This window comes from Pseudomonas sp. P179 (assembly GCF_000478485.2).
Lineage (GTDB): Bacteria > Pseudomonadota > Gammaproteobacteria > Pseudomonadales > Pseudomonadaceae > Pseudomonas > Pseudomonas aeruginosa.
The window spans coordinates 1,817,252-1,838,917 of record NZ_KI517354.1; the positions used below are offsets into that span (position 1 = coordinate 1,817,252).

Annotated in this window: 18 protein-coding genes; 6 read left to right on the plus strand and 12 right to left on the minus strand. The window is 68.2% G+C overall.

Annotated features, from left to right (window positions below; translation table 11 throughout):
• The first annotated feature begins 150 nt into the window (after positions 1–150).
• The 3 genes from plsB (at position 151) to HMPREF1224_RS21025 (ending at position 4,014) form a co-directional block, all read left to right on the plus strand.
• On the plus strand, positions 151–2,655 hold the full coding sequence (plsB, locus tag HMPREF1224_RS21015; protein ID WP_003113856.1) for a glycerol-3-phosphate 1-O-acyltransferase PlsB: 2,505 nt from the start codon (positions 151–153) through the stop codon (positions 2,653–2,655).
• A gap of 143 nt (positions 2,656–2,798) precedes the next feature.
• Positions 2,799–3,197, plus strand: a complete 399-nt coding sequence (locus tag HMPREF1224_RS21020) for a YbaY family lipoprotein (RefSeq protein WP_003098642.1) — start codon at positions 2,799–2,801, stop codon at positions 3,195–3,197.
• 136 nt (positions 3,198–3,333) lie between these two features.
• A complete protein-coding gene (locus tag HMPREF1224_RS21025) occupies positions 3,334–4,014 on the plus strand; it encodes a DUF4197 domain-containing protein (RefSeq protein ID WP_010793366.1) in 681 nt (226 codons plus the stop codon).
• Positions 4,015–4,054: 40 nt separating this feature from the next.
• Here the strand turns inward: HMPREF1224_RS21025 and mexK are convergent, their stop codons facing one another.
• Both mexK and mexJ read right to left on the minus strand, forming a co-directional pair.
• Positions 4,055–7,132: a multidrug efflux RND transporter permease subunit MexK gene (mexK, locus tag HMPREF1224_RS21030; protein ID WP_003092464.1), complete on the minus strand. Its 3,078-nt coding sequence runs from the start codon at positions 7,130–7,132 to the stop codon at positions 4,055–4,057.
• 4 nt (positions 7,133–7,136) lie between these two features.
• Entirely contained in the window at positions 7,137–8,240 is a 1,104-nt protein-coding gene (mexJ, locus tag HMPREF1224_RS21035; protein ID WP_003113855.1) for a multidrug efflux RND transporter periplasmic adaptor subunit MexJ, read from the minus strand.
• A gap of 95 nt (positions 8,241–8,335) precedes the next feature.
• Between mexJ and mexL the strand changes: the two genes are divergently transcribed.
• Positions 8,336–8,974, plus strand: a complete 639-nt coding sequence (mexL, locus tag HMPREF1224_RS21040; protein WP_003092468.1) for an efflux system transcriptional repressor MexL — start codon at positions 8,336–8,338, stop codon at positions 8,972–8,974.
• 6 nt (positions 8,975–8,980) lie between these two features.
• Here mexL and HMPREF1224_RS21045 read toward each other — a convergent pair whose 3' ends face one another.
• The 9 genes from HMPREF1224_RS21045 to ppc all read right to left on the minus strand — a co-directional run bounded on the left by HMPREF1224_RS21045 (position 8,981) and on the right by ppc (position 18,259).
• Entirely contained in the window at positions 8,981–10,258 is a 1,278-nt protein-coding gene (locus tag HMPREF1224_RS21045) for a cytochrome P450 (protein ID WP_010793367.1), read from the minus strand.
• A gap of 28 nt (positions 10,259–10,286) precedes the next feature.
• Complete coding sequence (locus HMPREF1224_RS21050; RefSeq protein ID WP_010793368.1) at positions 10,287–11,072, minus strand: class I SAM-dependent methyltransferase; 786 nt, start codon at positions 11,070–11,072, stop codon at positions 10,287–10,289.
• A 55-nt stretch (positions 11,073–11,127) separates the two neighbouring features.
• Positions 11,128–11,823: an extensin-like domain-containing protein gene (locus HMPREF1224_RS21055; RefSeq protein WP_003119334.1), complete on the minus strand. Its 696-nt coding sequence runs from the start codon at positions 11,821–11,823 to the stop codon at positions 11,128–11,130.
• A gap of 4 nt (positions 11,824–11,827) precedes the next feature.
• Positions 11,828–12,652 carry an isocitrate lyase/PEP mutase family protein gene (locus HMPREF1224_RS21060; protein WP_003098657.1) on the minus strand — a complete coding sequence of 275 codons (825 nt, stop codon included), beginning with the start codon at positions 12,650–12,652 and terminating at the stop codon, positions 11,828–11,830.
• Positions 12,653–12,724: 72 nt separating this feature from the next.
• Positions 12,725–13,591, minus strand: coding sequence for a DUF72 domain-containing protein (locus HMPREF1224_RS21065; protein ID WP_003098658.1), 867 nt, complete (start codon positions 13,589–13,591; stop codon positions 12,725–12,727).
• An 18-nt stretch (positions 13,592–13,609) separates the two neighbouring features.
• Positions 13,610–13,957: a hypothetical protein gene (locus tag HMPREF1224_RS21070; protein WP_003098661.1), complete on the minus strand. Its 348-nt coding sequence runs from the start codon at positions 13,955–13,957 to the stop codon at positions 13,610–13,612.
• A gap of 73 nt (positions 13,958–14,030) precedes the next feature.
• Positions 14,031–14,711: a tRNA (adenosine(37)-N6)-threonylcarbamoyltransferase complex dimerization subunit type 1 TsaB gene (tsaB, locus tag HMPREF1224_RS21075; protein WP_003110619.1), complete on the minus strand. Its 681-nt coding sequence runs from the start codon at positions 14,709–14,711 to the stop codon at positions 14,031–14,033.
• A gap of 103 nt (positions 14,712–14,814) precedes the next feature.
• Positions 14,815–15,462, minus strand: a complete 648-nt coding sequence (gene adk / locus HMPREF1224_RS21080; RefSeq protein ID WP_003092485.1) for an adenylate kinase — start codon at positions 15,460–15,462, stop codon at positions 14,815–14,817.
• Positions 15,463–15,622: 160 nt separating this feature from the next.
• Positions 15,623–18,259, minus strand: a complete 2,637-nt coding sequence (gene ppc / locus HMPREF1224_RS21085; protein WP_010793369.1) for a phosphoenolpyruvate carboxylase — start codon at positions 18,257–18,259, stop codon at positions 15,623–15,625.
• Between the two features lie 206 nt (positions 18,260–18,465).
• Here ppc and HMPREF1224_RS21090 point away from each other — a divergent pair, with 206 nt between their 5' ends.
• The gene (locus HMPREF1224_RS21090; protein WP_003092488.1) at positions 18,466–18,810 is read left to right on the plus strand and encodes a hypothetical protein; all 345 of its coding nucleotides are present in this window, start codon (positions 18,466–18,468) and stop codon (positions 18,808–18,810) included.
• Positions 18,811–18,818: 8 nt separating this feature from the next.
• Here the strand turns inward: HMPREF1224_RS21090 and cadR are convergent, their stop codons facing one another.
• Positions 18,819–19,289, minus strand: coding sequence for a Cd(II)/Pb(II)-responsive transcriptional regulator (gene cadR / locus HMPREF1224_RS21095; RefSeq protein WP_010793370.1), 471 nt, complete (start codon positions 19,287–19,289; stop codon positions 18,819–18,821).
• A gap of 113 nt (positions 19,290–19,402) precedes the next feature.
• Here cadR and HMPREF1224_RS21100 point away from each other — a divergent pair, with 113 nt between their 5' ends.
• A complete protein-coding gene (locus HMPREF1224_RS21100; protein WP_003137970.1) occupies positions 19,403–21,631 on the plus strand; it encodes a heavy metal translocating P-type ATPase in 2,229 nt (742 codons plus the stop codon).
• Positions 21,632–21,666: the final 35 nt, after the last annotated feature.

Genomic DNA, 21,666 nt, shown 5'->3' on the forward strand with positions numbered 1-21,666 from the left:
CCCGAACGCCTGCCGAAGGTTCTACATTCGCAACCTGTTCGCCGCCGTTCGCCGTAGGACGCGTTGCGTTCTTTTGCGGCCCTCCGGGGATTGCGGCAAACTAGCCGCGCCCGTCACGCCGGGTCCCGATCAACTGCCAGTAGACACCGTATGCCCCGCTACCCTTTCCGCCGCTTTGGTTTTGGCGCCCTGCGCCGCCTGCTGTACCTCTGGGTACGCTCGGAAACCATCAACCAATCGGCCTTCACCCTGAAGATCGACCGCAGCAAGCCGGTGCTCTACGTGCTGCAACAGCCTTCGGTCAGCGATCTCGCGGTAGTGGATACCGAATGCCGCAAGGCCGGGCTGCCGCGTCCGGTGATGCCGGTAGCGGTAGGCGACGCCATCGAGCCGGCGGCGTTCTTCTACCTGACGCCCGAACCCGACTGGCTCGGCCGCCAGGATAAGCGCGGCGCCTCGCCGACCCTGGTGCGCATGCTCGCCGCGGTCGGCCAGAACGGTCTCGACGACGCGCAGATCATTCCGGTCAGCGTGTTCTGGGGACAATCGCCGGACAGCGAATCGAGCCCCTGGAAGCTGCTGTTCGCCGACAACTGGGCGGTCACCGGGCGCCTGCGCAAGCTGGCGCGTATCCTGATCCTCGGACGCAAGACCCGCGTGCAGTTCTCCGCGCCGATCCACCTGCGCGAGCTGGTGGAACAGGGCAAGGGCCACGAACGCACGCTGCGCATGGTCAACCGTATCCTCCGGGTGCACTTCCGCAACCTGAAGACCGCGGTGATTGGTCCCGACCTGTCGCACCGCCGCAACCTGGTCAAGGGCCTGCTGCGCGCGCCGCTGGTACGCCAGGCGATCAGCGAGGAATGCGAGAGCGAACGGATATCCCAGGAAAAGGCCGAAGGCATCGCACTGCGCTACGCCAATGAAATCGCCTCGGACTTCTCCTATCCGGTGATCCGCTTCCTCGAAGTCATCCTCAGTTGGTTCTGGAACAAGCTGTACGAAGGTGTCAAGGTCAACCACATCGAGCGGGTGCAGGACGTGGCCCAGGGCAACGAGATCGTCTACGTGCCCTGCCACCGCAGCCACATCGACTACCTGCTGCTCTCCTACCTGCTGTTCCGCAACGGCCTGACCCCGCCGCACATCGCCGCCGGGATCAACCTGAACATGCCGGTGATCGGCTCGATCCTGCGCCGCGGCGGGGCCTTCTTCATGCGCCGCAGCTTCAAGGGCAACCAGCTCTACACCGCGGTGTTCAACGAGTACCTGCACACCCTGTTCTCCCGCGGCTTCTCCACCGAGTACTTCGTCGAGGGCGGCCGTTCGCGCACCGGGCGCATGCTCCACCCACGCACCGGCATGCTCGCCATCACCCTGCGCAGCTTCCTCCGTGACTCGCGCCGGCCGATCGTCTTCGTGCCGGTCTACATCGGCTACGAGCGCGTGCTGGAAGGCCGCACCTACCTCGGCGAACTGCGCGGCGCGACCAAGAAGAAGGAGTCGATATTCGACCTGTTCAAGGTGGTCGGCGCCCTGAAGCAGCGTTTTGGCCAGGTCTGGGTGAACTTCGGCGAGCCGATCCATCTCGACCAGTTCCTCGACCGCCACCAGCCCGACTGGCAGGACCAGGACCTCGGCCCGGAATACCGCCCCGACTGGCTGCCGCAGACCACCAACCTGCTGGCCAAGGACGTCGCCCGCCACCTCAACGACGCGGCGGCGATCAACCCGGTCAACCTGGTCGCCCTGGCGCTGCTCTCCACCAGCCGCCAGGCCCTCGACGAAAGCGCCCTGGCGCGAATCCTCGACCTCTACCTGGCGTTGCTGCGCAAGGTGCCCTACTCGCCCAGCGCGACCCTGCCGGACGGCGACGGCCAGGCCCTGATCGAATACGTGAAGAGCATGAACCTGCTGGCCGAGCAGAAGGACGCGCTGGGCCGCATCCTCTATCTCGACGAACAGAACGCGGTGCTGGCGACCTACTACCGCAACAACGTCCTCCACGTCTTCGCCCTGCCGGCGCTGATCGCCAGCTTCTTCCAGAGCAACTCGCGGATCAGCCGCGAACAGTTGCTGCGCTTCGCCCGCGCGCTCTATCCCTACCTGCAGGCGGAACTGTTCATCCGCTGGAGCCTGGACGAACTCGACGCGGTGATCGACCAGTGGCTGGCGGCCCTGGTGGAACAGGACCTGCTGCGCCAGGAGAACGACACCTTCATCCGCCCGGCGCCAAGCTCGCGGCAATACGTGCTGCTGATCCTCCTCGCTCGTTCGGTGACCCAGACCCTGCAGCGCTTCTACATGGCCATCGCCCTGCTGCTCAACGCCGGGCAGAACGCCCTGACCGCCGAGGAACTGGAGAACCTCTGCACCGTGATGGCCCAGCGCCTGTCGATCCTGCATGGCCTGAACGCCCCGGAGTTCTTCGACAAGAGCCTGTTCCGCCACTTCATCCAGACCCTTCTCGACCTGCGCGTGCTGCGCAAGGACGAGGCCGGCAAGCTGAGCTACCACGAACTGCTCGGCGAACTGGCCGAAGGCGCCGCCAAGCGCGTGCTGCCGGCGGAGATCCGTCTGTCGATCCGCCAGGTGGCGCTGGAGCGCCCCGCCGAGGAAGCCGCCGCCGAAAGCAACGACGCGGCCGCCAACTGAAGCCCGGCGCCCGCCCCGCGAGGGACGGGCGTCGCTCCGCTGAAATATCCTGCGACCTTTCCCTGTTCCGGCCCGGCAACCTATGCTGGTTTCCCGGGTCAGAGGCCCGCTCGTTTTTTTGTTCCGTCTGAAAGGAGGCTCCCATGAAAAAACTGCCATTGCTGCTCGCCGCCAGCATTCTCGCCGGCTGCGGTACCCAGCAATCGACTTCGAACGCCAGCTTCGATGGTGAGGTCTTCTACCGCGAGCGTATCGCCCTGCCGCCCTCGGCGCGCCTGAGCGTGAGCCTGGAAGACGTGTCCCTGGCCGACGCCCCCTCGGTGCAGTTGGCCAGCCAGACCCGCGAGATCACCAGCCAGGTGCCGCTGGCGTTCCACCTGGAGTACGACCCGAAGCAGGTCAAGCCGGGCCACAGCTATGCGGTGAGCGCGCGCATCGAGCTGAACGGCCAGTTGCTGTTCATCAACACCACCCGCCACTCGGTGAAACTCGACGGCAGCGACCCGCAGCCCTATCGCGTGCAGGTCGAATCGGCGCGCTGAAGCACACCGCGGCATGCCGCCGGTGCGAACCGGCGGTTCCCTCCAGTACACTCCACCTCCTATTCGCTACCGGTTGCCGATCCACCTCACGACGAGCGGCCGGATACCCCGTACGTTCCACATCAAGGACGCTGTCATGTTCCGACTCACTGCCCTCTGCGCCGGCCTGCTGCTCTCGGCCAACGCCCTCGCCCTGTCCCTCGCCGACCTGTCGCAGAACGACGCCTCCAGCGGCCTGAAGGACGCGCTGACCCAGGGCGCGCAGATCGCCGTCCGCCAGCTTGGCCAGCCGGGCGGCTTCAACAACAACCCGGACGTGCGCATCGAACTGCCCGGCAAGCTGGGCAAGGCGGCGAAGCTGATGAAGCAGTTCGGCATGGGCGCCCAGGTCGACCAGCTCGAGGCGAGCATGAACCGCGCCGCCGAGGCTGCCGTGCCGCAGGCCCAGGGCCTGCTGGTGGAGGCGGTGAAGAAGATGACCGTGGCCGACGCCAAGGGCATCCTCAAGGGCGGTGACGACGCCGCCACCGAATACCTGGACAAGTCCAGCCGCGAACAGCTGCGCGCGAAGTTCCTGCCGATCGTCAAGCAGGCCACCGACGAGGTCGGCCTGGTCAAGCAGTACAACGCCTTCGCCAGCCAGGCGGCGACCCTTGGGGTGGTCGATGCGAAGAGCGCCAACGTCGAGGGCTATGTCACCGAGCAGGCCCTCGACGGGCTCTTCGAGATGATCGCCAGGCAGGAGACGAGCATCCGCCAGAACCCGGCGGCTGCCGCCACCGGCCTGGCCAAGAAGGTCTTCGGCGCGGCCAGGTGAGCCGACGGACGGGGCGCGATCGCCCCGTCCCCTTCTCCCGTCAGGCCCGCGCCTCGTCCTTCTTCACGCGGAACCAGGCGGCATAGAGCGCCGGCAGGAACAGCAGGGTGAGCACGGTGGCGACGATCAGCCCGCCCATGATCGCCACCGCCATCGGCCCGAAGAACACGCTGCGCGACAGCGGGATCATCGCCAGCACCGCCGCCAGCGCGGTCAGCACGATGGGCCGGAAACGCCGCACGGTAGCCTCGATGATGGCGTGCCAGCGATCCAGTCCATGGCTGATGTCCTGTTCGATCTGGTCCACCAGGATTACCGAGTTGCGCATGATCATGCCGGCCAGGGCGATGGTCCCGAGCATCGCCACGAAGCCGAACGGCTGGCGGAACAGCAGCAGGAACAGGGTCACGCCGATCAGGCCCAGCGGTGCGGTGAGGAATACCATCGCCATCCGCGAGAAGCTGCGCAACTGCACCATCAGCAGGCTCAACACCACCACGATGAACAGCGGCACGCCGGCGTTCACCGAACTCTGGCCCTTCGCCGCGTCCTCCACCGTGCCGCCCACCTCCAGCAGGTAGCCGTCCGGCAACTCGGCGCGGATCGGTTCCAGGGTCGGGGCGATCTGCGCGACCAGGGTCGCCGGCAGCGAATCGTCGTAGATATCGGCGCGCACGGTGACCGTCGGCAGGCGGTTGCGGTGCCAGATGATGCCCTCTTCGAAGCCGTATTCGAGCGTAGCGATCTGCGACAGCGCCACGCTCCGGCCATTCTCGGTCGGCACCGCCAGGCTCGGCAGCAACGACAGGTCACGACGCTCCTGCTCGGTGCCGCGCAGGAGGATCTCGATCAGCTCGTTGTCTTCGCGGAAGAAGCTCACGTGCGAGCCGGTCAGCGCGCTCTGCAGGAACTGCGACAGGCTGGCGGTGCTCACCCCCAGGGCACGGGCGCGCTCCTGGTCGATGCTCAGGTACACCACCTTGCTCGGCTCTTCCCAATCCAGGTGCACATTCACCACGTGCGGGTTCTCGCGCATCTTGTCGGCGACCTTGCGCGCCAGTTCGCGAACCTGCGGGATGTCCTCGCCGGAAACCCGGAACTGCACCGGATAGCCCACCGGCGGCCCGTTCTCCAGGCGACTGATGCGGCTGCGCAGGTGCGGGAAGTCCTCGTTCATCCGCTCGATCAGCCACTTGCGCAGCGCCTCGCGGCTCTCCAGGTCCTTGGCCAGCACCACCACCTGGGCGAAGCTGGCCGCCGGCAATTGCTGGTCCAGCGGCAGGTAGAAGCGGGGCGAGCCGGTGCCGACGTAGGCCACGTAGTTGTCGATGCCGTCATGGCCCTGCAGCATTTTTTCCAGGCGCTGGACTTCCTCGCCGGTAGAGCGCAGTGAGGCGCCCTCCGCCAGCTTGATGTCCAGCAGCAGCTCCAGGCGCGCCGAGGGCGGGAAGAACTGCTGCGGCACCAGGCGGAACAGCAGCAGCGCGCCGACGAAGGCCGCGAGGGTCAGGACGATCACCGTCTTGCGGTAGCGCACGCACCACTCCACCAGACGCCGGAAGCGCTGGTAGAAGGCCGTAGCATAGGGATCGTAGCCATCGGCGCTGCCGCCGTGCTTCTGCGCGTGCAACCTGGCCAGGTCCGGCAGCAGCTTGGCCCCCAGGTAGGGAACGAAGACCACCGCGGCGAACCAGGAGACCACCAGGGCGATGGTCACCACCTGGAACAGCGAGCGGGTGTATTCGCCAGTGCCGGACTGCGCGGTGGCGATCGGCAGGAAGCCGGCGGCGGTGATCAGGGTGCCGGTGAGCATCGGGAAGGCGGTGCTGGTCCAGGCGAAGCTGGCCGCCTTGAGGCGGTCGTAGCCCTGCTCCATCTTCACCGCCATCATCTCCACCGCGATGATCGCGTCGTCCACCAGTAATCCCAGCGCCAGCACCAGGGCGCCGAGGGAGATCTTGTGCAGGCCGATGCCGAAGTAATGCATGGCGGCGAAGGTCATCGCCAGCACCAGCGGGATCGACAGCGCCACCACCAGGCCGGTGCGCAGGCCGAGGGAGAAGAAGCTCACCAGCAGGACGATCACCAGCGCCTCGGCCAGCACCCGGATGAACTCGCCGACCCCGGTACGTACCGCCGCCGGCTGGTCGGACACCTTGCGCAGTTCCAGTCCGGCCGGCAGCGACTGCTGCAGGCGGGCGAACTCGGTTTCCAGGGCCTTGCCCAGCACCAGGATGTCGCCGCCCGGCTTCATCGCTACCGCCAGGCCGATGGCGTCCTCGCCCATGAAGCGCATGCGCGGCGCCGGCGGATCGTTGAAGCCGCGGCGAACCTCGGCCACGTCGCCGATGCGGAAGGTGCGGTCGCCGACGCGGATGGGGAAGTCGCGGATCTCCTCCACCGAATCGAAACGCCCGGAAACGCGCAACTGCACGCGGTCGCTGGCGGTCTCGAAGAACCCGGAGGAGGCCACCGCGTTCTGTTCCTCCAGCGCCTTCTGTACCGCCGCCAGGGGCAGGCCGAGGGTGGCCAGCTTGGTGTTGGACAGGTCGATCCAGATCTTCTCGTCCTGCAGGCCGATCAGCTCGACCTTGCCGACGTTCCTGATCCGCTGCAATTGCAGTTGCAGGCGGTCGGCATAGTCCTTCATCACCGCGTAGTCGAAGCCCTTGCCGGTGAGCGCATAGATGTTGCCGTAGGTGGTGCCGAACTCGTCGTTGAAGAACGGGCCCTGGATGCTTTGCGGCAAGGTGGCGCGAATGTCGCTGATCTTCTTGCGGATCTGGTACCAGAGTTCGGGGATCTCGCTGGAATGGATGTCCTCGCGGGCCATGAAGGTCACCTGCGAGACGCCGGGGCGGGAGAAGGACACGATGCGATCGTAGTCGCCGGTTTCCATCAGCTTCTTCTCGATACGCTCGGTGACCTGCCGGGCCACCTCTTCGGCGCTGGCGCCCGGCCAGTTGGTCTGCACCACCATGGCCTTGAAGGTGAACGGCGGGTCTTCGCTCTGCCCCAGCTTGCTGTAGGACAGCGCGCCGACCGCGCCAAGCAGGATCATCAGGTACAGGACGATCTGGCGATTCTGCAACGCCCAGGCGGAAAGGTTGAAGGACATGCGACTACTCCTTGGCCGCCAGTTTCACCGTGCGGTTGGCCCGGTCGATCGGACGCACCTGCTGCCCTTCGCGAAGCACCTGGACCCCGGTGGCCACCACCCAGTCGCCAGCCTTCAGGCCTTCGAGCACCGGCACCCGGTCCTCGGCATAGGGACCGGTGCGCACCGCCTGCCGGCGCAGGGTCGAGCTGCCCGGCTCGACCACCCAGACGAACGCCTGGCCGGCCTCTGCGGTCAGCGCCGACAAGGGAACCGATAACGGCACCGCCTCGGCGGCGGCGACGTAGACCCGCGCGCTCTGGCCCAGTTCGGCCGGAGTCGCGCGGTCGTCGAAGGCCACCCGGGCGGCGAAGGTACGCGATTGCGGATCGGCCGCGGGCGAGAGCTCGCGGATATGCCCGGCGAAGCGTCTGTCGCGTTGCGACCAGAGTTCGACCGACACCGGCTGGCCGATGCGGAAACGTTCGAAGCTGTGTTCCGGCAGGCCGATCAGCACCTCGCGTTCGCCGTCGGCGGCCAGGCTGAAGACCGTCTGTCCGGCCGCCACCACCTGGCCCACCTCGACGCGCCGGCTGGCGATCACGCCATCCTGGGGCGAGCGCAGCACGGCGTAGCCGGCCTGGTTGTCGGCGACGTTGAATTCGGCGCGGATCTGCTTCAGCCGCGCCTCGCCGGCGCGGTAGCTGTTCTGGATGTTCTCGAACTGGGAATGGCTGACCAGGTTGCGGTCGAGCAAGGTGCGGTAGCGCCGGTACTCGGCGCGCACGGTCTGCAAGTTGGCCTCGGCGGCACTGACCTGGGCCCGCGCCGCCTCCAGTTGCAGGCGCACGTCCTGGGGATCGAGTTCGGCCAGGGGCTGGTCCTTCTTTACCCGCTCGCCGACTTCCACCAGCCGGCGGATGACCTTGCCGCCGATGCGGAAGGCCAGCTCCGGCTCGTGGCGGGCGCGGATCTCGCCGGGAAAGGCCTGGCTCACCTCCCCCGCCGGCTGGGGCTGGACGACGATCGCCGGACGCGCCGCGGCTGGCGGCGGCGTGCCGTTGCCGCAGGCGGCGAGGAACAGGGAGGAAAACAGGGACAGGGCGACGAGCGGGATATGGCGGTACATGTGACACCTTCCGCAAACTGCGTTCGAGTTCTTATACTGGGCGGTATAGTAAAAATACAGAACCCATCAGTCCAGTATTTCAATTGTATAAGCGCATGTCAGAATCCACCTCCTCCGTCGGTCCCGGCCGGCCCAAGGACCCGGCCAAACGGGAAGCCATTCTCGAGGCGGCCAAGCGCCTGTTCCTCTGCAACGGCTACGACGGCAGCAGCATGGAAGCCATCGCCTCGGAAGCCGGCGTTTCCAAGCTCACCGTCTACAGCCACTTCACCGACAAGGAAACCCTGTTCAGCGAAGCGGTGAAGGCCAAGTGCGCCGAGCAGCTTCCCGCCCTGTACTTCCAGCTGGCCGAAGGCGCGCCACTGGAAAAGGTCCTGCTGAATATCGCCCGCGGCTTCCACCGGCTGATCAACAGCCACGAGGCGATCGCCCTGACCCGCCTGATGGCCGCGCAGGCCGGGCAGAACCCCAAGCTTTCCGAGCTGTTCTTCGAGGCCGGGCCGAAGCAGGTGATCGACGAGATGGAACGCCTCCTCGAGCAGGCCCGCCGCAGCGGCAAGCTGGCGTTCCCGGACGCGCGCCACGCCGCCGAACACTTCTTCATGCTGGTCAAGGGCTGCGCCAATTACCGTCTGTTGATCGGCTGCGCCGAACCGCTGGACGAGGCCGAAGGCGAGCGGCACGTGGAAGAAGTGGTGGCGCTGTTCCTGCGCGCCTTCGCCGCGGGCGGCTGAGGCAGCTCAGGCGCGACGGCGGAAACGCACCCGCGCTCGCTGCGGACGCAGCGAAAACCAGCCGCGCGGCGCCAGGTCGCCGTCGTGCATGATGTCCCAGTGCTCGACCCAGTAGGCCAGCGCCGCCGCCAGATCGATCATCGCCATCGCGGTGCCGGGGCAGGCGCGGTCGCCGAGGCCGAAGGGGAAGTAGGCGCCGCGCGGCCAGCGCGCCGGTTCGAGGAAGCGCTCGGGACGGAACTCCAGCGGCGCCTCGAACCAACGGGGATCGCGCTGGGTGATCCAGCTCGAGACCATGGTCACGTCGCCGCGCTTCAGCCGCTGGCCGAACACCTCGATGTCCGCCGTCACCTGCCGCGGCGCCAGGCCGTAGGCCGGCGGGTACAGGCGCAGGCACTCCTGCAGGACCGCCCTGAGCAGCGCGCAATCGCGCAGGTCGGCGACCGAGCGGATCGCCGTCCAATTCACTCCCGCCAGCTCGGCGCGTAGCCGCGCGAGCAACTCGGGACGCTGGGCCAGCAGCAACAGGCTCCAGGTCAGGGTCACTCCAGTGGACTGGTGGGACGCCATGAGCAGGGTGCAGAGTTCATCGCGTAGGTCCGCCAGCGGCCGCGGCGAGCGCTCCGCCACCTCGCCCACCGCCTCGCGCAACTGGCCCAGCGCCCAGCGCTTGCGCGGACACAGTTTGCTCGGGAACCAGTGGCCCAGCGGCAGGCCGGTGCTCATTTCCAGCAATGCCACCCGCGACAGCAGGCGCACCGCCTTGGCGATCCGATAGGCCGACGGTTGCAGGTCGACGTCAAACAGCGCGTGACCGCTGAGGGTGACGCTGAACGCAGCCATTTCCAGGTCGAGGTCGTATTCGCGCCCCTCCTCCACCCGCTCGCCCCACTCCGCGGCCAGGCGGCGAACCTCGCTGGCCGGCGGCGGCGCCAGGTGCGGCCGTACCTCCTTGCGCCGGGCCTGGGCGGGGGCGCCCTCACGCATCATGAAGCTGCGCCCGTTCCACTGTTTCAGCATGCACAGCGCCGGCTGCCAGCGTTGCAGGTCATCGCGGCGATCGACCATCAATTCCTGCACCGCCTGCGGATGGAACAGGCACCAGAGGCGCTGCGGGCCCATGCGGGCGACCGCGAGGTCCGGCTGCGCGACGTGCATCTTCTGCAACCAGGCCAGCGGATCGCGCTGCATCTCCAGCCAGTGGCGGGCGCCGGCACGCCCGTCGTTGGCCCAGGGCAGGTGCGCCAGGCGCCGGCGAATCGGACAATCGATGGTCTGCTGCATGCTCGCCGCCTCCCTGCGGTGTCGACACTCAGCCCTTGCCCAGGGCCTTCTTCGGGTAGATGTCGTAGCGGCTGGACTTGCCTTCCAGGCTATAGCCGGGCTTGGGCCCTTCGATGATCGGCGCCTTGCGCGGGCGCTTCACCACCACCCGGTGGCTGGCCAGGGCCAGAGCCGCCTGCAACAGCGCCGGGGCGTCGAGATCGTCGCCCACCAGCGGCCGGAACAGACGCATTTCCTTCTTCACCAATGCGCTCTTGTCGCGATGGGGAAACATCGGGTCGAGGTAGATCACCTGCGGCGCCTCGCCATCCCAGGCGCGCATCAGGTCCGCCGAGTTGCCGCCGAGCAGACGCATCCGCGCGGCGATCGGCGCCACGTCGGGATCGCGCCGGGCGCGCTCCAGGCCATCCTCGAGCAGGGCGGCGATCAGCGGCTGGCGCTCGACCAGGGTAACCTCGCAGCCCAGGCTGGCGAGGACGAACCCATCCCGGCCCAGGCCGGCCGTGGCGTCCAGGACCCGCGGGCGGATGCCTGGCTGGACGCCGACCGCCTTGGCGATCATCTGTCCGCTGCCGCCGCCGAACTTGCGCCGGTGGGCGCTGGCGCCCTCGACGAAATCGACCCGCACCGGACCGGGGGAGTCCGCCCCCAGTTGCAAGACCTGCAAGCCCTGCTCGCCGACCTGCACGGCGAACTCCGCCTCGTCGTCCGCCGCCAGCGGCAGGCCGAGCCGCTCCGCCCAGCGCCGCGCAGCCTCGGCGCAACCGGCGGACAGGGCTTGGACATGCAGGCGAGGAGCGGCGGAATCGGTCATGGTCGGGCAATCGTCGGGGAAAGCGCGGATTTTGCCAGAGTTGGCCCGCGCGCGCTCACCGGCAGACCTTCCATAGGCCCATGTCGAGGTGGAAGTGATCCCGGTGGGCGGCGTTGTAGTCGGGCCCCAGCACCGCATTGAAACTGGCGCAGGCGCCGTCCCGCACGCGGCGCAGGAAGCGCCCGTCGGCGCTCTCGCCGGCCCAGTCCGTGGCCAGGCGGATCCGCCTCCCGTCGGCCAGGCGGAAGCCGCTGATGTCCAGGGCATTGGCCGAGGCATGCTGGCTGCGCCGACCGTCCTCGCGGTTGTAGACGTTGCGGCAGGCGAAGCTGCCGACATGCTCGACCCGCGCCAGCGGCTGGCCATAGATGTCCAGGGCTGCCGGTTGCAGCACGTGCCGCTCGAACAACGCATAGCTCACCGCCAGCGGGCAACTGGCGAGAAAGCTGCTGCTCAACTCCAGCGCCGCCCCACGCACGCGCAGGCTGTTGCTCAACGGGCAGGTAGCCGATGGCGGGTCGTCGGCTACCCGCTGGTAGCGCAGTTGCGAGGTGGCCAGGGCGGCGTCGCAGAGGCTCCGGTCGTCGGCCAGCCGCCATAGCTTGTAGCGGGTCAGCAGGTTCGGCGGTTCGCGCACGTCCAGCGGCAGCCAGGGATTCCAGCGCGCCGGCAGATCGAGCCACTGGTAGCGCAGGGCGCCGATGGCCCCCGCCAGCAGCAGTAATGGCAGCAACCAGGCCAGGCGGCGCACGGGTTCAGCGGAACAGGTCGTTGATACGGTCGAAAGGCATCGCCGCACGGGTCGCTTCCAGGTCGCGCCGCGCCAGCGCCTGCGCCGCCTGATGGAAAGCGCCGAAGGCGACCCGGGCAAGATTCGAGCCCAGGCTCACGCGCTTGACGCCGAGGGCTTCCAGCTCGTCCAGCGACAGCTCCAGGCGCGGCGAACCGACCAGCACGTTGATCGGCTTCGGCGCCACCGCTTCGAGCACCGCGACGATCTGTTCGCGGCGGTTCAAACCGGGCGCGTAGAGCACATCGGCGCCGGCATCGGCGTAGGCGCGCAGACGCCGCAGGGTGTCGTCGAGATCCTCGCGACCATGCAGGAAGTTCTCCGCGCGGGCGCAGAGGGTGAACGGAAATGGCAACGCACGGGCCGCCTCGACCGCGGCAGCAACCCGCTCCAGCGCGGCGGAGAACTCATAGATGGGCTGTCCGGCGCGCCCGCTGGCATCCTCGATGGAACCACCGACCAGACCGGCCTCGGCGGCCAGGCGGATGGTCGTGGCGCAGTCTTGCGGAGCATCGCCGTAGCCGTTTTCCAGGTCGGCGGCGACCGGCAGATCGGTGGCGGCGACGATCGCCCGGGCGTTTTCCAGCGCCTCGGTCCGGCTCACCGCGCCTTCCGCGTCGCGCCGGCCCAGGGAGAACGCCAGGCCTGCGCTGGTAGTGGCAAGGGCGTCGAAGCCGAGGCTGGCGAGCATCTTCGCCGAACCGGCATCCCAGGGATTGGGCAGGACCAGCATGCCGGGCCCCTGGTGCAGGTCGCGGAAACGTTCGGCGCGTTGGCGTTGGCTGGTCATGGCGGCGGGCTCCGTGGCGGGGAAAGGACTCCCTAGCCTAGGCGCAGGCCGGCGGAGCGTCGAGCGCCGCGCTCAGAGCAGGCCCAGTTGCTCCACTTCCGGGGCCGGGATCGGCTCGGGTAGCGCCGGCAAGCCTGGCAGGCGCTGGCCCAGCAGCGCATGGAAACGCTGGGCCTGCTGGGCCGCCAGGTGATTGTCGGGGGTATGCAGGAATACGTATGGAGTCAGGCCGGCCTCAATCCAGTCGGCCACCTTGTCGACCCAGGGCAAAAGGAACACCTCGTTGGCCGGCAGGTCGGGACCGCCGATGAAACGCACCTGTGGCGTATCGCTGAAGGCCGCCGGACGGATCGGCAGGCGCGGCTTCTTCGACTGGGCGTGGAGCACCGCCGGATCGTCCGAACGGCAACTGAACAGCGCCCGCGAATCCAGGCAGATGCGCTCCACGCCACGCTCGCGCAGGTGGCGGTTGAGCAGGCGCTCGTCCTCGCCTTTGTCGAAGAACGCCGGGTGGCGTACTTCCACGGCAATCCGTCGCGGACTCAGCTCATCGAGGAAATACAGCAGTTCGCCCAGGCGCTGCGGGGTGAACGCCGCCGACAGTTGCAGCCACAGCGGGCTGACCCTTTCGCCAAGCGGCGCCAGCAGTTCGAGGAAGTCGCCGGCGGCCTCGAGCCGTTCGCGCAGGTCGCCTTCGTGACTGATATCGCGGGGAAACTTGGCACAGAAGCGGAACCCCGCCGGCATCGTCTCGGCCCAGCGCCGCACGGTTTCCGCCGAAGGCCGGGCATAGAAGGTGGTATTGCCCTCGACCGCGTTGAAGATGCCGCCGTAGTGTCCGAGGTAGTCGGCGGAACGCAATTCGCGCGGATAGAAGCTGCCGCGCCAGGCCGCCTCGTTCCAGGATGGACAACCGAGGAAATAAGGAAGGGAAACCACGGGAGCGCAGGGAACCGCTCAGGCGTAGAGGTCGAGGCCGAGGACATCCTCGGCGCCGGCGTCGATGTTGAGGCTGGCGGTGGAGTTGTAGCTGGCCAGGGCCATCGCCGCATGGCTGCTTACCGGGCGCTGGAACGCCAGCAGGTCGCGGGCGCTGACCGGCAGGCTGTCGCCGCCCGCCGAACTGGCCTGGACCTTGCGCGCCTGCGGCGCCTGCTCGAAGCCCTGGCTGCCGGAAACCGGCGCCGGCTGCTCGCGCCGCGCCTCGACCTCGCGCTGCACGTCGCGATACGGCGTGACCGCGGAGCCCGGTCGGGCGCTGCGCTCCAGCGGCAACGAAGAGGAAGAAAGTCCGTCGATACGCATGATCAAAACCCGGGGAAGTCTCCACACTCTAGCCAGCCCCGAAAGGCTTGGCAATTACCGCTGCGCGGCATTTTCAGGGCGTTTTTTTCGGCGTCGCCACGTTGTCGCGCAGGTACACCGGCAGCGCCTGTTCCGCCTCCACGCCTTCGCCGCGCGCCCAGGCGAAGCCGGCCAGGCTGAGCAAGTCCTCGGCATGCGGCAGCAGGCTCGCGTCCAGCGCGGCCGGGCGCTGCGGCATGCGCTCGACGTAGCCCCAGCCGGTGCCGGCGCCGAACCAGTCCGCGGCAGCGGCGTCCCACGGTACGGCGACCCGCTCGGGCGGCAGTACCGCTTCGCTGCCGGCCAGGCGCATCTCGCCCTGTTGCAACTGGTAGCAACCCCAGTAGACCTCGTCCATCCGCGCGTCGATGGCCGCGGCGACCCGCTCCGCACCCTGCTCGCGGTAGGCCCGCTGGGCCAGGATCGCCAGGTCGGAGACCGCCAGTACCGGGCGCTGCAGGGCGAAGGCCAGGCCCTGGACCACGCCGATGGCGATGCGCACGCCGGTGAAGGCGCCCGGACCGCGCCCGAAGGCGATGGCGTCCACCGCGGACAGGGCGACGCCGGCCTCGTCGAGCAGGTCGCGGACCATCGGCAGCAGGCGCTGGGCGTGCAGGCGCGGGATCACCTCGTAGTGACTGAGCGCCCGCCCCTCGTGGAGCAGGGCGACGGAGCAGGCTTCGGTGGAGGTATCCAGGGCCAACAGAGTGGACATCGACGGTTCCGCGTGGTGAAAAAGACGCCGATTGTACCAGCCTTCGCCGCCCCGGAAACGCCGACGGCCCGCAAGCGGGCCGTCGGTGCTACAGCGCTGCGGATCAGCTCAGGGCCGAAAGCACTTTCGCGGTGATCTGCTCGACCGAGCCGACGCCGGCGATGCTGTGGTATTTCGGGGTGCCTTCGGCGGCCGACAGCTTCTGGTAGAAGTCGACCAGCGGCTTGGTCTGCGAATGATAGACCGACAGGCGGTGACGCACGGTCTCTTCCTTGTCGTCCTCGCGCTGGATCAGCTCTTCGCCGGTAACGTCGTCCTTGCCGGCGACCTTCGGCGGGTTGTGCTCGGTGTGGTACACGCGGCCGGAGGCCGGATGCACGCGACGACCGGCGATACGCGACACGATCTCCTCGTCGTCGACGGCGATCTCGACCACGTGGTCGATGGTCACACCGGCGTCCTTCAGCGCTTCGGCCTGCGGGATGGTCCGCGGGAAGCCGTCGAACAGGAAGCCCTTGGCGCAATCGGCCTCGGTGATGCGTTCCTTGATCAGGGCGATGATGATGTCGTCGGATACCAGGCCGCCGCTGTCCATCACGCCTTTCACCTGCTGGCCGAGCGGGCTGCCGGCCTTGACTGCGGCGCGCAGCATGTCGCCGGTGGAGATCTGCGGAATGCCGAACTTCTCGGTGATGAACCGTGCCTGGGTGCCTTTGCCGGCACCGGGTGCCCCGAGCAGAATCACACGCATCGATATGCTCCTTAGAATTGGTAAGCGAAAGTCTGGATCCGCCTCGTGGGGCCAATCTCGTATTTGCAGGAAACGGCACTGTATGGCGCCGAAAAGGCTGTCCAAGATACACAGCGCCCCCCCACCGCACAAGACACCGAAAGTTGCCCCCCGCCTTCCCTCATCCGGTGTTGCGCAGTCCGGCGGCGACCCCCGCGACCGTCACCAGCAGCGCCTGCTCCAGGCCGCCGCAGGCGTCGCCCTGGCAGCGCCGCGAACGGGCCAGAAGCTCAGCCTGGAGCAGGTGCAGCGGGTCTAGATAGCTGTTGCGCACGCTGATCGACTCGCGGGTCTCGCTGGCGTGGGCGAGCAGCAGCGACTGCCCGGTCAGTCCCAGCACCACGCGCACCGCCTGCGACAATAGGTCGCGTAAACGACGCCCCAGCGGACGCAGCTCGAGCGGCACTAGACGTTCGTCGTAGAGCCGCGCGATATCCGCGTCGGCCTTGGCCAGGACCATTTCCAGCATGTCGATGCGGGTGGTGAAGAACGGCCATCGCTCGCGCATCTGCCCGAGCAGCGCGCCCTCGCCACGCTCGATGGCGTTCAGCAAGGCGGTCTCCCAGCCAAGCCATGCCGGCAGCATCAGGCGCGTCTGGGTCCAGGCGAAGATCCAGGGAATCGCCCGCAGGCTCTCCACCCCGCCTTCGCGGCGCTTGGCCGGGCGGCTGCCCAGCGGCAGACGGCCCAGTTCCTGCTCGGGCGTGGCCAGGCGGAAATACTCGACGAACTGCGGATCGTCGCGCACCACCCTGCGGTAGGCCAGCAGCGCGTCCTTCGCCAGGCGGTCCATCTGCGCGCGCCAGGCCGGCTCGGGAGCCGGCGGCGGCATCAGGGTCGCTTCCAGCACCGCGGCGAGGTAGAGATTGAGGTTCTGTTCGGCGATGTCCGGCAAGCCGAACTTGAAGCGGATCATCTCGCCCTGTTCGGTGACCCGGAAGCGCCCGGCCACCGAACCCGGTGGCTGCGACAGGATCGCCGCGTGGGCCGGCCCGCCGCCGCGGCCGACGGTGCCGCCGCGGCCATGGAAGAGCAGCAGCTCGACCTCGTGCTGGCGGCAGATCTCCACCAGTTTCTCCTGCGCCCGGTACTGCGCCCAGGCCGCCGTGAGAGTACCGGCGTCCTTGGCCGAATCGGAGTAGCCGATCATCACTTCCTGCACCCCGGAGAGCCGCGAACGGTAGCCCGGCAGCGTCAGCAGGCGCTCCATGCAGGGGCCGGCGTTGTCCAGGTCGTCGAGGGTCTCGAACAGCGGCACCACGCGCATCGGCCAGTCGACGCCGCTTTCCTTGAGCAGCAGTTGCACCGCCAGCACGTCGGACGGCTGGCCGGCCATCGAGATCACGTAGGAACCCAGCGACGCCGGTGGCGCGGCGGCGATCGCCCGGCAGGTGGCGAGCACCTCGGCGGTATCCGCCGAAGGCTGGTAGTGCGCCGGCAGCAGGGGGCGGCGGCTGTTCAGTTCCTCGAGAAGGAATTCCAGGCGGGTCTTCTCGTCCCACTCGTCGTAGCTGCCCAGCTCCAGGTACTCGGTGATCTCGCTCAGCGCGGCGGCATGGCGGGCCGAGTCCTGGCGCACGTCCAGGCGTACCAGGAACAGGCCGAAGGTGGCGGCGCGGCGTAGGCAGTCGAGCAACGCGCCATCGGCGATCACGCCCATGCCGCAGGCGTGCAGCGACTCGTGGCACAGTTGCAGCGGCTCGACCAGGTCGCGGTTGTGCTCCAGGACGCCCTCCGCGGCCGGCACCTCGCCGGCCAGGGCCTGGTGGGTCCAGTTGCGGGTCACACGCAGGCGCTCGCGCAATTGCTTGAGCAGGGCGCGATAGGGCTCGGCGCTATCGCCGACCCGCGCCAGCAGCTGCGGCGAGGCCTGCTGCATGGACAGCTCGGCGGCCAGTTGGTCGATATCGCGCAGGTACAGGTCGGCGGCCATCCAGCGCGCCAGCAGCAGGACCTCGCGGGTCACGCTGGCGGTAACGTTGGGATTGCCGTCGCGGTCGCCCCCCATCCAGGACGCGAAGCGCAGCGGCGCGGCGGTCAACGGCAGGCGTTCACCGGTGCTGCGCAGGAGCACCTCGTCGACGTGCCGAAGGACGTTCGGCAAGGCCTGCCAGAGAGAATGCTCGATCACCGCGAAGCCCCATTTCGCCTCGTCCACCGGGGTCGGCCGGACCTTGCGGATCTCGTCGGTATGCCAGGCCTCGGCCACCAGCCGCTGCAGGCGCTGCTGGATGCGACTGCGCTCCTCCGGCAGCAGGTCGGCATGGTCCTTGGCCGCCAGCTGCGCGGTGATCGCATCGTATTTCTGGATCAGCGTGCGCCGCGCCACTTCGGTGGGATGGGCGGTCAGCACCAGTTCGATCTCCAGCCCGGCGAGCTGGCGAGCCAGTTGCCCGGGGGCATGCCCGGCGTCCTTGAGACGCCCCAGCAGCTCTTCCAGCACCAGGTTCTCGAAGGGTTCCGGCTCGTTCGGCCGGCGCCGGCGGATACGGTGGTATTGCTCGGCGATATTGGCCAGGTTGAGGAACTGGTTGAAGGCCCGCGCCACCGGCAGCAGTTCGTCTTCCTCGAGCCCGTCGAGGGTGGCGGTGAGCTGCTGGGCGCCCTCCGCGGAACCGCGGCGGGCAGCCTTGGCGCCCTTGCGGATCAGCTCGATCTTGTCGAGGAACCGCGGGCCGTACTGCTCGCGGATGGTGTCGCCGAGCAATTCGCCCAGTTGGTGGACGTCCTCGCGCAGGCGCGCATCGATTTCCGGCATGACCTGTCTCCACTGCGGGTGGGAAACCAGCTTGGCTCAGGCGCCCCCGCGCTTACAAGCCCGCAGGGTGCCAGTACGGCGCCGCCGGGCCGGAAGCGAGGCTGCCGGCGCCGATCGGGTCTAGTCTGAAGGAAGTGCCCGCACCGAGGCACGGCCCCACGAGGGCCCCCCAGCACGCCCGCCACGACCGGGCTGAAGAGGTCAGCATGAAGATCCGTGAGCTTGTCCGCCATTGGGAACACACCGCCAAGGGCCGCATGGCCCGCAACCACTACAGCATCCCGCTGGACGTCGAAAGCGCCGCGCGCCTCGCCGCGCTGCACGAGATGTATCCGCGGCGCAGCGTCGAGGAACTACTGGGCGAGCTGGTCGGCGCCGCCCTGGAAGAACTGGAGGCGAGCTTTCCCTACGTGAAGGGGAGTCAGGTGGTGGCCACCGACGAACAGGGCGATCCGCTCTATGAGGATGTCGGCCCTACCCCACGCTTCCTGTCGCTCTCGCGCAAGTACCTGCACGAACTGGTCGCGCAACAGGACACCTCCAGTCACTGAGCGCGGCTTCAGCCATGCCGGCGGTGCACGCCGGGGACGTGCATGTGCCCGGCCTCGGCGCATTCCTCGGCGATTGGCGACAGCGGCGCGGGCTGCTCCAGTTCGCGGAGGATGCCGCAGGCCTGGCTGTTGCCGGCGACCGTACAGCGTGAGCCGAGATCCTGCAGTTGCTCGCGCAATGCCTGGAGTTCGGCGATGCGCACCTCGACGTGATGCAGGTGCTCGTCGATCAGCCGGTTGGCGGTGCCGCAATCCGCCTCGGGACGGTCGCGCAACGCCAGCAGGGTACGGATTTCCTCCTGGGTCATGTCCAGCGAGCGGCAGTGACGGATGAACGACAGGCGCTCGACGTGCGCCAGGGTGTATTGCCGATAGTTGCCTTCGCTACGCGCGGGCTCGGGCAACAGGCCTTCGCGCTCGTAGTAGCGGATGGTCTCCACCGGGCAACCGGTTCTCTTCGCCAGCTCACCGATCTTCATGCCAACCCTCCTCCAATCGCCGACGCGGCTACCCGAATTGGCAGTACCGCTTGACTCTGTAGTTGCTACAGGGTGTGCAATCGCACCCAACACGTCAAACGGGAATTGTTTCCATGAGCCACGAACACGCCGACACTTGCTGTCACGGTCACGGTCACGGTCACGGACATGATCATGGGCACCGCCACGCGCCTCGCCCGGCGGTGGCCGCCATCGGAACCCTGGCCGGCAACGCCGAGTTGCGCTGGAGCGACCTACGCATCGAAGCGATGGACTGCCCGACCGAGGAACGCCTGATCCGCGACGCCCTCGGTCGCCAGCCGGCAGTGGAGTCGCTGGAATTCAACCTGATGCAGCGCCTGCTGCGCGTCCAGCATCGCTTCGACAGCGTCGAGCCGCTGCAGAAGCTGATCGCCGGCCTCGGCATGCAGGCGGTGCCGCTGGATGCCGGCGAAAATACCGACGGCCCCTCGCAAGCGCCGGCGAAGCCCTGGTGGCCGCTGGCCCTGGCCGGCGCGATGGCGCTGGCCTCGGAGATCGTCGAATGGTTCGGCCTGGCGCCGGACTGGGTGGTCGCCGGCCTCGCCCTGCTGGCCATCCTCGGCGCCGGCCTGCCGACCTACCGCAAGGGCTGGATCGCACTGAAGAACCGCAACCTGAACATCAACGCCCTGATGAGTATCGCCGTGACCGGCGCCGTGCTCATCGGCCAGTGGCCGGAAGCGGCGATGGTCAGCGTGCTGTTCGCCATCGCCGAGTTGATCGAGGCGAAGTCCCTGGATCGCGCGCGCAACGCCATCCGCGGCCTGCTGCAACTGGCTCCGGAACAGGCCACCGTGCTGGTCGGCGGCGAATGGAAGGAGCTGCCGGCCAAGCAAGTGGAACTGGAAGCCACCGTGCGCGTGAAGCCCGGCGAACGCATCGCCCTCGACGGCGAGGTGACCAGCGGCCGCTCCAGCGTCAACCAGGCGCCGATCACCGGCGAAAGCCTGCCGGTGGAGAAGGAGGTCGGCGAGCCGGTGTTCGCCGGCAGCATCAACGGCGAGGGCGCGCTGGAGTACCGCGTCACCCGCCGCGCCGACGACAGCACCCTGGCCCGGATCATCCACGCCGTGGAGGAAGCCCAGGGTTCCCGCGCACCGACCCAGCGTTTCGTCGACAGTTTCGCCCGCGTCTACACCCCGGTGGTATTCCTCATCGCCCTCGCCACCGCGGTGCTGCCGCCGCTGCTGTTCGGCGGCGCCTGGCTGGACTGGATCTACCGCGCCCTGGTGCTGCTGGTGATCGCCTGTCCCTGCGCGCTGGTGATCTCCACCCCGGTGACCATCGTCAGCGGCCTTTCCGCCGCGGCGCGCCTGGGCATCCTGATCAAGGGCGGGGTGTTCCTCGAACTCGGGCGCAAGCTGTCCTGGGTCGCCCTCGACAAGACCGGCACCATCACCCATGGCAAACCGCAACAGACCGACTACCTGCCGATCGCGGAGGCTGACGGGACGGATGCGCGCCTGCTCGCCGCCAGCCTGGCCGCGCGTTCCGACCACCCGGTATCGCGCGCCGTGGCCAACGCAGCGGAAGAGGACGGCCTTGCCCTGGGCGTGGTCGAGGACCTCGCCGCCTTGCCGGGACGAGGCGTCAGCGGACGCATCGACGGCGTCCTCTACCACCTCGGCAACCATCGCCTGGTGGAGGAACTGGGCCTCTGCTCGCCGGCCCTGGAAGAGCGCCTGGACGCCCTGGAGCGCCAGGGCAAGACGGTCATCGCGCTGTGCGATCCGCAGCGCGTGCGGGCCCTCTTCGCCGTCGCCGACGGGGTCAAGGACAGCAGCCGCGAGGCGATCCGCGAGCTGCACGCGCTGGACGTGAAGACCCTGATGCTCACCGGCGACAACCCGCACACCGCAGCCGCCATCGCTGCCCAGGTAGGCATCGACGCAGCTCGCGGCAACCTCCTGCCGGAGGACAAGCTGCGTGAAGTGGAAGCGCGCCAGGCCGACGGCTCGCGGGTCGGCATGGTCGGCGACGGGATCAACGACGCGCCGGCCCTGGCCCGCGCCGACATCGGCTTCGCCATGGGCGCGGCGGGCACCGACACGGCCATCGAGACCGCCGGCGTCGCGCTGATGGACGACGACCTGCGCAAGTTGCCGCAATTCGTCCGGCTGTCGCGCACCACCCACGCGATCCTGGTCCAGAACATCACCCTGGCCCTGGGCATCAAGGCGGTGTTCCTCGCCCTTACCCTGGCAGGCGAAGGCACCCTGTGGATGGCGGTATTCGCCGACATGGGCGCCAGCCTGCTGGTGGTGTTCAACGGTCTGCGACTGTTGCGCAAGCGTTTCTAAAAGGCCCCACTGGCCTCCTCCAGCCCCACTCAGGT